This is a genomic window from Escherichia sp. E4385 (assembly GCF_963883145.1).
Taxonomy (GTDB): Bacteria; Pseudomonadota; Gammaproteobacteria; order Enterobacterales; family Enterobacteriaceae; genus Escherichia.
Genome location: NZ_CAWOOJ010000025.1, coordinates 55810 through 67577, shown reverse-complemented (window position 1 = coordinate 67577; position 11768 = coordinate 55810). Strand labels below are relative to the sequence as shown.

Genomic DNA, 11768 nt, shown 5'->3' with positions numbered 1-11768 from the left:
AACCTGAGGAGTAAGAGACCAGGCGGGGTAAACCCCCGCCACCTCTGATGTGTCAGGCATCCTCAACGCACCCGCACTTAACCCGCTTCGACGGGTTTTGTTTTTCATGAATAAGGGATTAATAATTTTAACTGAAATTATATTGCCTTGTTGTCCGAATGGTTAGTTAATTTTCGATATTATTGTATTTGTCGTATTTGTCGTATTTGTCGTATTTGTTTTTATTTTCGGCTTTATCTTTTGCGATTGCTTCGAAATAAAGATTAATTAGAATTCATCCGTTTTGAGTAGCGCGCAGGGAGAAGATGGATGGACCCTGAAAAGGGGAGAGCTATTTATCTGGAAGGATTCTGAAGATGAAAATCGAAGAATTGCATGAATTGTTTAGTGAAAATGGCCTCTATGCTGTGCGCGTTGAGAATGGAACTATTGTCAGTCACTGCCGCATTAAATGTTTACAATCCCAGCAAAGGAAGAACGGTGCTGTGTTAATTTATTTTGTGGATGGACTTATGGTGGACGGTTTTATTTTACGTGAAGATGAATTTGTCACATCATTACAGGCTTTGAAAGAGATAGGACTTAAGGCTGGATTTTTTGCTTTTGAGACTGAGTGAATTCATCTACAATTCAGCACAGGGTTGACCCCCTGCTGAGTAACACCGTGCCACCGGAGAAAACCGATGGCACATATACAACTGGTCAAACAAACTTCTTCTGGTTTACTTCTCCCGGCGACGCCGGAGAGTTGCGATTTTCTGCATCAAATCAAAATAGGCGAGTGGATACACGCTGACTTTAAGCGTGTTCGTAACTACGCATTCCACAAGCGTTTTTTCAAACTCCTGCAACTCGGATTCGATTACTGGACTCCGGTCGGTGGCGCGATCACGCCTCGCGAACGAACACTGGTGTCAGGTTTCGTTGATTACCTGTGTGACTCGGTAGGCAGGGAACATACGCCAGCCCTGAGCGAAGCCGCAGAGCAATATCTGAATACAGTTGCGACACGCAGAACCCAGGATACGGCATTACTCAAGTCATTTGACGCCTTCCGTGAATGGGTAACCATTCAGGCCGGATTTTACACTGAGCATTTTTATCCGGACGGTAGCCGCGGGCGTCGGGCGAAATCCATCGCGTTTGCAAATATGGACGAAACCGAGTTTCAGCAGGTTTATAAATCTGTACTGAATGTGCTGTGGAACTGGATTCTGTTCCGTAAATTTTCCTCTCCGGAACAAGTCGAAAATGTGACTGCACAGCTGCTGGAGTTTGCGTGATGGCAGATTTACGTAAAGCGGCGCGGGGCCAGATGTGTCAGGTCAGAATTCCTGGGTACTGCAATCACAATCCCGAAACTTCCGTGCTGGCGCATTACAGACTGGCGGGGACGTGTGGAACAGCGACAAAGCCACACGATATGCAGGCTGCAATTGCCTGTAGCTCATGCCACGATTTAATCGACGGGAGAGTAAAAACCAGCGATTACACCAAAGAAGAATTACGCCTGATGCATGCAGAAGGTGTTTTTCGCACACAAGAAATCTGGAGAAAGGAAGGTTATTTATGATTTACCCAACAAATACAGGAAAAAGCGGGGAACACCTTCGTCTCACCACGCTGGAAAGTGTCTGGATTCAGGGAAAACTGCGTATGTGGGGGCGCTGGTCGTATATTGGCGACGGTAAGACGGGGAATATGTTTAACCAGTTGCTGGCATCCAAAAAATTGACGAAAACAGCCATCAATGAAGTTCTGCGCAGGATGAAAAAAGCGGGGATTGATAAGACGGAACTGGAGGCATTTTTGCGGGAAATGCTCGACGGTAAGCAGAAAAGCTGGTTGTCTCATTGTACTGATGCCGAGGCGTTATGTATTGATCGGGTAATTAGCGAAGTGCTGGTCGAGTATCCGGGATTAATTAGCATCCTCCGACAACGATATGAAGGGCGGGGAATGAGCAAACTGAAAATGGCAGAGCAGTTAAATGAAAATCATCCTGACTGGACATTAATTACCTGTCGACGTCGTATCGATCAATGGCTGATGATTGCTGAATTTATGCTTTATAAACCAATGTTCACGGCACAAAAAAAACTATTGCAAAGTGAGCAATAAGCTGCTTCAATTCAGTTACGCTTCGCAAAGCTGTATCGCGAGGTTAACCAGAAACGTGAACTTAAAAACCCGCCACTGGCGGGTTTTTTTATTTCTGGATCCTGGTTAAAAAATGCGCGATTAAATAGTCGTATAAAATATATTTTGTGTACATTTATGACTGTTTTTAAATTTATATAAAAAGTTGACAAAATAGAAATCTAAAAATAAATTTACAAAACTTGACGCTGTGATGTATTGCAGTTTTATTATTTAAACGTATTATTTGCCGCAGTTCTTCAGGGGGGAGTAATTGCGATATATTCCTGTCTGAGGAAATAATGCCGATTTAGCTCAGTAGGTAGAGCAACTGACTTGTAATCAGTAGGTCACCAGTTCGATTCCGGTAGTCGGCACCATATGCGGGTATCGTATAATGGCTATTACCTCAGCCTTCCAAGCTGATGATGCGGGTTCGATTCCCGCTGCCCGCTCCAGCAAAACAAATGAGGTATAGGTTTTTCAGCACTGGCGTTTTTTTCGCGGGAAAGGTCTCGTATATCCTTTATCGCTCTCCCGAATTATAATGGAGACCAGTTATGATTTCGGTGCTGTGTTTTTTGATACTATCGGAATAGTGCATTATTGGTGGGATTTTTTTGATGTTTCCTGGCAGGGGCTGATTATGCACTATCCCGATGTTGTTAACATCACAAAATGAGGTGAGCCCCATGTGCGGGGGTGGTTTAAGTGGTTGTTTAGCGGGGAAACTACAGTATCTGATGGTATGTCAGGTATTTCGGGAGGCACCCGACACCTCACCTATATTATAATAATACTCTTCAGCACTTACTGATTTGACCACCGCCTTAACAGGCGGTTTTTTTTCGGTAATTTGCAGAATTGTACGCTGAATAAGCATTACATCGTTAAATTTATAACTTATTCCGAATATGCTGTGCTTGCTTATTGTTAGTTTGCTTACATTTCTGTATCTTGCTGCACCGCAGGTTTTCCCTGTAACGACGCTTGTATGATGAATCATTTAAACTTTGTAATTTGCCAGCCAGTCTCTGGTGGCTGGCTTTTTTTTGCAAGGTGTTCCGATAGTTCTGTTCGTCAGACTGGATTCCCGCAGAACAAAAAGCCGTCACTAACTCATCGGGTAAGAGTGCATAACAAATATTGTTGTTTTGTGGTGCGGGATTCGAGTCCCCGGTGACGGTCCACTTGTAATGGTAAATATACTTTTAACAGGCTCGCTTCGGTGAGCTTTTTGTATGAGTTCAATCCGGTTTATATTGGCGAAAAAGGGCGCGGCTGTCGGATTAAAGCCGCGGGACAAAGTCCATGAAGAAGAATAAGTATCTGCCTCTTTCAATAGGCATGTTTATACTACTAAGCATTTAGAATGGTTTAAATCCTCAGATTAACCTTAATTTCAGATAAGGCTTATTTCATTTCTTTGCGCTACGCCCGGCGCGGATCAAAAACCACAGAACCTTTCAGGGGTAAGCTTACGGGATGATCAGTGTGACTTTCTCTGTGGACTGGTCACCCCGGGCGGAGGCTCACCCACTAAAAGGAAAATTCACGATGTTTGGGATTTTCAAAAAGAAAACCCGTAAGGCTATTGTAGAAGTAAAGAAAATGGAAAACCGCGACGCGGTGAAGGCTTTTTTATTTGTGGTAATGGACGGTTGGTGGGTGTTTTCATGTGGCAAGAATCATTTTTCAGATTATTACAGTTGAAGTGATTTTATTCCTTGTTATTATACGTCTGTCTTCCGGGTGAGTGGTTTTATTCCCCGACAAGAACTCATATGAAGAGTAAACATTGCTCAGGAAACAGGAACACCGATTTGTAATTGGCTAGTCAGTGGTTTGCGCTGTTATTTTACAATAGCGGAATGGTGTATTTTCGGTAGAAATATTGTGTTTCTTTGGAGAGTCGGAAATGCATCATTCCGGTGTTGTAAATAACACCAAAGAGATGTTCCCCGGTATGAGGGTGGTTTACATTGTTGTTTTTGGAACCACAATATCAGACATAAAGTCAGATATTCAGGGAAGTCCACAACATCTCAATTTCACTACAATAAAAATGATTCATCTTCAGCATTGTTCAACCGCCGCACCAGGCGGTTTTTTTTGTGTTGAATTCAAAAAAATACACGGACACTGATAATGTCCGTGTGGCAATGCCATGTAAGTCAACGATGAATATGACGCAAAAAAAACGCGACCGTCGGATTAAGGTCGCTGGACAAAGTCCGTGAAACATAACGAATTTCCTTTCCACCTCCCGCTCGGGAAGTGCAAAAAGTATATAAATTAATTTTTCTCGTTTAAACAGGAAAGTTAATCTGAATTTCTGGTAATCCTTATTCCCGTACATTAATTCTTCGCTTTTCATATCAGACTATGTCACACAAAAGGCATTTGCGGATTCCTTCGATGGGATGTTGTTTTTTACGGGCCGCTGGTGGCCTTTTTTATTTACAGGAGAAAAAGTATGTCTGAACCCTTATCCGGTTCCGGCACGGCTGCGGCGCTCGGCGGGGCGACGGTATTCGGGCTGTTTACCGGAACGGATTTCGGGATTGTGTTTGGTGCGTTCGCCGGGGCGTTATTTGTGGCAACGATACCGCAGGCGCTTTCAGCCTGGCGTGTGGCGGCGCATTTTCTGGTGTCGTTCATTATCGGCGTGCTGGGTGCAGAGGTTCTGGCATCCTGGCTGGTAAAGCATACAGGGTTTGACGGAGCGCCTGTCGACGCATTGTGTGCAGTGCTGGTGTCAGTGGTGTCGGTGAAGATTCTGTCGTTCATCCACCAGCAGGATATCGCATCACTGGTGTCCGGCCTGTTCTCCCGCCTGCGGGGTGGGGGAGGCGGCAATGCCTGATAACCTTTCTGGATTGCTGAATGTAGCGTTATGCACGGTTATCGTGTTGACGCTTTTTTTTTATCGTCGTCATGATTCCAGACATAAACCGCTGATGTCATGGCTGGCTTGGCTGCTGATGCTGCTTTATGCCCTTGCGCCACTCAGCTATCTGTGTGGTCGTCTGTTAGCGGCGAACTGGCTGGTGGTGTTTTTTAATCTGCTGTTCTGCGTGCTGGTGATACGTGCACGTGGGAATGTTTCAAAAATCCTTGCATTACGAAGGTACTGAAATGAAGTCGAAAGATGAAATTTTTGACGAAGTTCTGGGAAAAGAGGGCGGTTACGTCAACCATCCGGATGATAAAGGTGGTCCGACCAAATGGGGCATTACTGAAAAAGTCGCCCGGGCGCACGGATATCAGGGCGATATGCGTGACCTGACGCGCGGGCAGGCGCTGGAAATACTCGAGGCGGATTACTGGTACGGCCCACGTTTTGACCAGGTGGCAAATTTGTCCCCGGATATTGCCGCAGAGCTGTGCGACACAGGCGTCAACATGGGGCCAACCGTGGCGTCAAAAATGTTTCAACGCTGGCTGAACGTTTTCAACCTGCGCGGGAAACTGTATCCGGATATGGATGCAGACGGACGTATCGGCCCACGAACTATTAATGCGTTACGGGCATATCTGAAAAATCGTGGCAGGGATGGCGAACGGGTAATGCTGACCGCACTGAACTGTACGCAGGGTGACCGTTACCTGGAGCTGGCAGAGAAACGGGAGGCTAACGAGTCGTTTGTATATGGCTGGATTAAAGAGCGCGTATCAGGAATCAATTGTTGATATTTATACTTTAGTTGGAAATTACAAAATTAAATAAAAAATTTGCGTAATAGCTGAAATTATAATCTCAGGATAAATTATATATGTCTTATGTTTTTGAATAATTCTATTTATTGATTTGCATCAATTATCTGTTTTGCAGATGCGTTAATGTCATTGTACATAGTTCAGAGCGCACAATAAGTATCATGAATAGAATTGTTTTTTGGTTTGTCACCTTGGTTTTCATATCTTCTACGTCTTATGCTAATGATTTTTATAGAGCAGACTCCAGATCACCAGATGAAGTGAGACGTTCTGGTGGGTTAATACCCCGAGGACAAGATGAAGCGTATGAACGTGGTACGCCAATCAATATTAATTTATATGATCACGCCCGAGGAACTGTAACAGGGAATACCAGATATAATGATGGTTATGTATCTACAACAACGACATTAAGACAGGCTCATTTGATCGGGCAAAATATGCTTGGGAGCTTTAACGAGTATTATATTTATGTCATTGCACCAGCGCCTAATTTATTTGATGTGAACGGCATACTCGGTACATACAGCCCATACCCAAGTGAAAATGAGTATGCAGCATTAGGTGGTGTTCCATTATCACAAATAATTGGATGGTATAGAGTAACTTTTGGTGCGATAGAGGGGGGGATGCACAGAAACAGAAATTATCGAAGAGATTTATTTCGTGGATTATCTGTTGCACCGAATGAAGATGGGTATCATCTTGCGGGATTCCCTGATGAATTCCCAGCCTGGAGAGAGTACCCTTGGATAGAGTTTGCGCCAGATCAATGCCATCAAAATAATAAAACTAATAGTTTTTTAACCTGTGATTTTATCACTAATGAACTATCGCAAGCTAATTTATTAAAATTTAAGAAGCTCATAAAACGCAAATCCACTTTGTTGACTTTGCAAAGTATTGATGATTTTCTGGTAAAGAATGGAGATAAAGATGAACTTTAAGGCATTGATTAAAATTTTTGTTTTTATGATAAGTTTGGTATCTATCCAAACATTTGCAGGTGTTAGCCAGGAGTTTAGAACTAACTGTGGAGGAACCACAGCCAGAATTGTAGAGGGAGTCAAATTGACTCAATATTTTGCTGACGCAAATGTTAATAGGAAAGGTATATATGTTGTCAGTTCAACTGGCGGTGTTTGGATTATTCCTGGGGCGCAAAACTATCCGGACAATTATGTCGCTGATGAAATGAGGAAAATTGCAATGGCTGCTATACTTTCAGATATGAAAGTGAATTTATGCGCAAGCGAAGCATATAGTCCGAATCATATATGGGCTATAGAATTAGATGCGGAATAATTAAGTTGTTTTTTGTTTTATTGCCCCAGAGTGGGGCATTTTTATTTCTATGAGCTTATGAAGTGCTGATTGTGTGAATGTTATTATTGAAGGGGGCGAATATAAGCGGATATATAGCATTGAAAATATTAATGTTGTAACCACACATCAGCATTATAACAGCTCTTTAGTGAGGGGCTGTTATAATGCCATGGTTCACCAACAGCACCCGCCGCGCACCCAGCGCACTGGCTGTTGGCGAGCTTTTTTATTCATCAAGCGAGGCTGTATGAGCGAGAAATTGAAGATCGTCTATCGCCCGTTACAAGAACTGTCTCCGTATGCACACAATGCCAGGACACACAGCCCTGAGCAGGTGGCACAACTGGTAGAAAGCATTAAGCAATTCGGCTGGACTAATCCGGTGCTGATTGATGAAAAGGGCGAAATTATTGCGGGTCACGGTCGCGTTATGGCGGCTGAAGTGCTCAAAATGGATTCCGTTCCGGTCATTGTTCTGTCTGGTCTGACGGATGACCAAAAAAAGGCGTATCGCCTGGCAGATAATCGCTTGCCACTGAACGCTGGTTGGGATGAAGAACTGTTACGTATGGAGCTGTCGGAGTTAATCAATGCTGATTTTGATGTCTCCCTGACAGGCTTCAGCCCGACAGAAATTGATGAGCTGTTGACGGATGTTTTGCCAGGTACAGGAAATGAGGATGAGCCGTATACGACGAAAATTGATACGCCTGTTTATGAGCCATCGGGCGGTAAACCGGATATCAGTGAACTGTACGACGATACGAAAACTCAGGAGCTGATCAACCGGATACGTTCGGCGCCCCTTGATCCTGATATTGAGAAATTCCTCCTGTGTGCGGCAGAACGTCACACGGTGTTTAATTTCAGCAGAATTGCGGACTATTACGCTCACGCCCCCGCTGAAATTCAGTGTCTTTTCGAGGAGTCGGCGCTGGTGATCATTGATTATCAGCAGGCTATTGAAAATGGATTTGTCCGGATGACGCAGCGTATGGTGGAGATCATGCATGGCGGGGAGGAGGATGAATGTGCGTGATGATTTTTGCGCCTTTATTCTGACTCACGGGCGACCGGACAAAGTTCTGACTTACCGGACGTTGCGTCGTGCTGGCTATACCGGGAAAATTTTTATCATTGTCGATGATGAAGACAAGACCCGGCATCAGTACGTAGCAGAATTTGGTGAACAGGTGCTGGTGTTTTCCAAAGCCGATATCGCCAGTCGTTTTGACGAAGCCGATAATCTCGGTGACCGCCGTTCAATTTTTTACGCCCGTAATGCCTGTTTCGACCTGGCAAAAATGGTCGGGTGTAAATACTTCATTCAGCTCGATGATGATTATCACGAGTTCCAGTTTCGGGTGGATCGCAACTATGACCAGGCCTATTTTCCGATAAGGAAACTGGATGCGATCCTTTCTGAAATGCTGGCGTATTACGAATCAATACCCGCGCTTTCCATCGCTATGTCGCAGGGCGGGGATTTTCTTGGTGACAATGGCGCTCATGCTTCATGGGTGAAACGTAAGGCAATGAACAGCTTTATCAGTTCGGTTGACCGACCGTTCTCATTCATGGGACGCATTAACGAGGATGTGAATACGTACACGAATCTCGGTCGCCGTGGAGAATTGTTTATGACGATCGGTGCTGTCCAGTTAGGGCAGAAACAGACGCAGAAAAACAGTGGCGGAATGACCGAGCTGTATCTGGATTCCGGAACCTACGTTAAAAGTTTTTACTCCGTCATGTATGCACCGTCGTGCGTAAAAATCTCACTGATGGGCGCCAGCCATAAACGCATTCACCACCAGGTCACCTGGAACAACGCTGCAGTAAAAATTCTTCACGAAAAATACAGGAAGAAGACACCCTGCATATCAATGGGGGTGACAAATGATTCCGTATTCGAAAGTCGAGTCTCTGGCAGCGTGCCGGATGACTGCACAACAAATCGCTGACGTTCTGGATGTTGATCTGAATCGACTGAAAGAAAATCGGGAAGCAATGACAAATTTTTATGCGTCCATCCGTAAGGGCAGAGCGAAAGGTGAAGCCGAGTTACGGGCGGCATTGTTTAAGCTTGCCAGAAAAGGGGATGCCTTTGCTCTGCGCGAACTACTCAGGGTGGATAAAAATCAGGACTAACTGATGAGCAGACCGGACTGGGGGGCGTTGCAGCAGGAGTATATTGCTGAATACACCCGCTCCGGTATATCTCCGGTGGCATGGTGTGAAGCAAGGGGACTGAATTACGCAACAGCCCGTCGTTACATCAAAAAACCTCCGAAAAATGCGCAGGCAGAAGTGCGCAAAACTGCGCAAAAAGGTGCGCAAAAGAAAACTGCGCAAAAAGGTGCGCAAAAGAAAACTGCGCAAAAGCGAACCGGCAAAACGGGGAAGAAAAAATCCAGAGTGGTTGTTTCTCCCGTTGCAGGAAATGATCAGGAAATTTTATTCAATCCCGATGAATTCGGCATCTCAGAGCAGCAGACGAAATTTGCGATGCTGGTTGCACAGGGGAGAAAACTCGTTGAGGCATATCGCCTGGCAGGATACGAGTCAGAGGGGAATGCGGCCTACGTAACTGCCAGCCAGCTCCTAAGAAATCCTAAGGTTTATCGGGCTATCTCATGGTTCCGCAATCAGTACCAGAAACGCTATACCGCAGACCTGGATTTACTGGTGAGTCAGTTGATGGCCATTGTCCAGGCCGACCCCAATCAGCTTGCACAATTTCGCCGTGTTAACTGCCGTTATTGCTGGGGCGAGAATCATCTCTACCAGTGGCGCGATATAGCAGAATTCGACAAGGTAGCGGCGCAGGCTTCCAGAGATGGCAAACCCGAGCCGGAATATGGTGGCCTTGGCTTTGTTGATAACGCCATACCCAATCCGGACTGCCCGAAGTGCTGCGGTGAGGGAACGGGGCAGCTTTATATGGCTGATACCACTCTGCTTGATGGGGATGCGCGGCAATTATATGCAGGGGCAAAGCTAGGAAAATTCGGTGCTGAGATCCTGCTGGAGGATAAAGCTGCCGCCCGGCGTGAACTTATCAAGCTGATAATGGCGACGAAAGGAAGTTCTGCTGGTGGTGCAACTGACAGCCGCAATGATCTGGAGCTTGAAGGACTGAGGCTTCGCAACGAAAAGCTGCGCACTGAGATTGAAAACCTCAAAAAAGGAGTGGGTGGTGAGAATAACGAAATAATTATCCACAACTCTCTGCCGATGCCGGGAGTGGATAATGTCGATTGAAATCTACCTCCCAAAACCTCATGAGGGGCAAATAGCTGCATGGACGGCGGCAATAGAGGAACGCTTCCACGCGGTTTGCTGTGGTCGTCGCTGGGGGAAAACGGTGATGCTGGTGAACATCGCTACCAGTTTCGCGACGCGGAAATTTGCCGTTCCTACCACCGGGCAGCTTATCGCGGGTAGGGTGGGGATTTTTACCGCACAATACCGCCAGTACCAGGAAATCTGGGATGAAATTAGCGCCGTTCTGCAACCGCTGATCCTCAGCCAGTCAAAAAATGAAAAGCGCATCATTCTCCGGAACGGTGGCCGCATCGACTTCTGGGTGACGGACAACAACAAACTGGCCGGACGTGGGCGTAAGTATCACGCTGTGCTGATTGATGAGGCCGCATTCACTAAATCGCCGGAAATGCTCGAGGAAATCTGGCCCCGCGCTATACGCCCGACACTTGTTGATTACCGTGGCTGTGCGTGGGTATTTTCCACACCAAACGGTATCGACGAGAGCAATTTTTTCTACGCGATATGCCACGATGAATCCCTGGGATTTGTCATGCACCATGCGCCAACTTCATCGAATCCGTATATTCCGAAAGAAGAACTGGAGGAAACGGAGAAGAAATCCGATCCGCGCGTCTGGCAGCAGGAATATCTTGCCGAGTTCGTGGACTGGTCCAAAGATGCGTTACTCGATGTCGATAAGCTGCTGGTGGACGGTCAGCCGATTGAGATGCCGCCGCACTGCGACATGATTTTCGCAGTGATGGATACGGCGCTGAAAGGCGGGACCGAAAATGATGGTACTGGCGTGGTGTATTTCGCTTATGAGTCAACGTATTCGGACGAGCCAAAACTGACGATTATTGACTGGGATGTCACGCAAATTAAAGCGTCATTGCTTCCTGAATATATCCCCGGCGTTTATGACAACCTCGAGCGCCTGGCGAAGTTATGCCGTCCGCGTCTGGGCAGCCAGGGAATTTTTATGGAAGACGCCGCAATGGGGGCAATCCTCAACCAGAAGGCGGAAACCGAAGGCTGGGATATGACGCCGATTAAATCGGCACTAACCAGCAAAGGTAAAGACGAACGGGCGGTGATGGCATCCAGCTACCACTATCAGGGGATGTGCAAAATCGTCCGGGAGGCTTACGACAAGACCGTTTCATTCAAACGCACCACCGCAAACCACCTCATAAAACAAATAGCCGGGTTCCACCTGGCAGACAAAGATGCGCATAAACGTGCAGATGACCTTTTCGATTGTTACACCTATGGATTGATCATCGCGCACGGTAATTACGCGGAATTGTAAA

At 46.0% G+C, this 11768-nt stretch carries 12 protein-coding genes, 2 tRNA genes and 3 pseudogenes; all 17 read left to right on the top strand.

Annotated elements, in window-relative coordinates; all coding sequences use genetic code 11:
• The first annotated feature begins 356 nt into the window (after window positions 1-356).
• Window positions 357-645 (top strand): annotated as a pseudogene (locus tag AACS80_RS22655) (hypothetical protein).
• Window positions 646-683: 38 nt separating this feature from the next.
• Window positions 684-1283, top strand: a complete 600-nt coding sequence (locus AACS80_RS22650) for a DUF1367 family protein (protein ID WP_000940346.1) — start codon at window positions 684-686, stop codon at window positions 1281-1283.
• Window positions 1283-1573 (top strand): DUF1364 domain-containing protein, encoded by a 291-nt coding sequence (locus AACS80_RS22645; protein ID WP_000774471.1) that lies wholly within the window; start codon window positions 1283-1285, stop codon window positions 1571-1573. The genes AACS80_RS22650 and AACS80_RS22645 overlap by 1 nt, the downstream gene beginning before the upstream one ends.
• Window positions 1570-2121: a DUF1133 family protein gene (locus tag AACS80_RS22640; RefSeq protein ID WP_135409914.1), complete on the top strand. Its 552-nt coding sequence runs from the start codon at window positions 1570-1572 to the stop codon at window positions 2119-2121. The genes AACS80_RS22645 and AACS80_RS22640 overlap by 4 nt, the downstream gene beginning before the upstream one ends.
• A 322-nt stretch (window positions 2122-2443) precedes the next feature.
• Window positions 2444-2519: transfer RNA gene (locus AACS80_RS22635), tRNA-Thr, on the top strand.
• A 3-nt stretch (window positions 2520-2522) separates the two neighbouring features.
• Window positions 2523-2597, top strand: a tRNA-Gly gene (locus AACS80_RS22630).
• A gap of 1099 nt (window positions 2598-3696) precedes the next feature.
• Window positions 3697-3777: pseudogene (locus AACS80_RS22625) on the top strand (tellurite/colicin resistance protein); the annotation flags it as partial.
• A gap of 838 nt (window positions 3778-4615) precedes the next feature.
• Entirely contained in the window at window positions 4616-5005 is a 390-nt protein-coding gene (locus AACS80_RS22620; RefSeq protein ID WP_135409916.1) for a putative holin, read from the top strand.
• Entirely contained in the window at window positions 4998-5276 is a 279-nt protein-coding gene (locus AACS80_RS22615; RefSeq protein WP_089603069.1) for a phage holin family protein, read from the top strand. Before AACS80_RS22620 ends, AACS80_RS22615 begins: the two co-directional genes overlap by 8 nt.
• Window position 5277: 1 nt before the next feature.
• Entirely contained in the window at window positions 5278-5832 is a 555-nt protein-coding gene (locus AACS80_RS22610; RefSeq protein ID WP_000836756.1) for a glycoside hydrolase family 108 protein, read from the top strand.
• 188 nt (window positions 5833-6020) lie between these two features.
• Window positions 6021-6806 (top strand): enterotoxin A family protein, encoded by a 786-nt coding sequence (locus AACS80_RS22605; protein ID WP_135409917.1) that lies wholly within the window; start codon window positions 6021-6023, stop codon window positions 6804-6806.
• The gene (locus AACS80_RS22600; RefSeq protein WP_001009468.1) at window positions 6796-7164 is read left to right on the top strand and encodes a hypothetical protein; all 369 of its coding nucleotides are present in this window, start codon (window positions 6796-6798) and stop codon (window positions 7162-7164) included. Before AACS80_RS22605 ends, AACS80_RS22600 begins: the two co-directional genes overlap by 11 nt.
• 268 nt (window positions 7165-7432) lie before the next feature.
• Window positions 7433-7690: pseudogene (locus AACS80_RS24040) on the top strand (ParB/Srx family N-terminal domain-containing protein); the annotation flags it as partial.
• A 526-nt stretch (window positions 7691-8216) separates the two neighbouring features.
• Entirely contained in the window at window positions 8217-9149 is a 933-nt protein-coding gene (locus AACS80_RS22590) for a GREB1-related protein (protein WP_135409920.1), read from the top strand.
• On the top strand, window positions 9127-9336 hold the full coding sequence (locus AACS80_RS22585; RefSeq protein ID WP_000126790.1) for a hypothetical protein: 210 nt from the start codon (window positions 9127-9129) through the stop codon (window positions 9334-9336). Before AACS80_RS22590 ends, AACS80_RS22585 begins: the two co-directional genes overlap by 23 nt.
• Before the next feature lie 3 nt (window positions 9337-9339).
• Window positions 9340-10449, top strand: a complete 1110-nt coding sequence (locus AACS80_RS22580; RefSeq protein WP_135409921.1) for a terminase small subunit — start codon at window positions 9340-9342, stop codon at window positions 10447-10449.
• The gene (locus tag AACS80_RS22575; protein ID WP_001700787.1) at window positions 10439-11767 is read left to right on the top strand and encodes a terminase-like family protein; all 1329 of its coding nucleotides are present in this window, start codon (window positions 10439-10441) and stop codon (window positions 11765-11767) included. Before AACS80_RS22580 ends, AACS80_RS22575 begins: the two co-directional genes overlap by 11 nt.
• The last annotated feature ends 1 nt before the right edge of the window (window position 11768 follow it).

Coding starts and splice junctions, on each gene's coding strand:
- AACS80_RS22585 (WP_000126790.1), top strand. CDS start 9,127: ATGACTGCACAACAAATCGCTGACGTTCTGGATGTTGATCTGAATCGA.
- AACS80_RS22650 (WP_000940346.1), top strand. CDS start 684: ATGGCACATATACAACTGGTCAAACAAACTTCTTCTGGTTTACTTCTC.
- AACS80_RS22645 (WP_000774471.1), top strand. CDS start 1,283: ATGGCAGATTTACGTAAAGCGGCGCGGGGCCAGATGTGTCAGGTCAGA.
- AACS80_RS22615 (WP_089603069.1), top strand. CDS start 4,998: ATGCCTGATAACCTTTCTGGATTGCTGAATGTAGCGTTATGCACGGTT.
- AACS80_RS22620 (WP_135409916.1), top strand. CDS start 4,616: ATGTCTGAACCCTTATCCGGTTCCGGCACGGCTGCGGCGCTCGGCGGG.
- AACS80_RS22575 (WP_001700787.1), top strand. CDS start 10,439: ATGTCGATTGAAATCTACCTCCCAAAACCTCATGAGGGGCAAATAGCT.
- AACS80_RS22640 (WP_135409914.1), top strand. CDS start 1,570: ATGATTTACCCAACAAATACAGGAAAAAGCGGGGAACACCTTCGTCTC.
- AACS80_RS22610 (WP_000836756.1), top strand. CDS start 5,278: ATGAAGTCGAAAGATGAAATTTTTGACGAAGTTCTGGGAAAAGAGGGC.
- AACS80_RS22600 (WP_001009468.1), top strand. CDS start 6,796: ATGAACTTTAAGGCATTGATTAAAATTTTTGTTTTTATGATAAGTTTG.
- AACS80_RS22605 (WP_135409917.1), top strand. CDS start 6,021: ATGAATAGAATTGTTTTTTGGTTTGTCACCTTGGTTTTCATATCTTCT.
- AACS80_RS22580 (WP_135409921.1), top strand. CDS start 9,340: ATGAGCAGACCGGACTGGGGGGCGTTGCAGCAGGAGTATATTGCTGAA.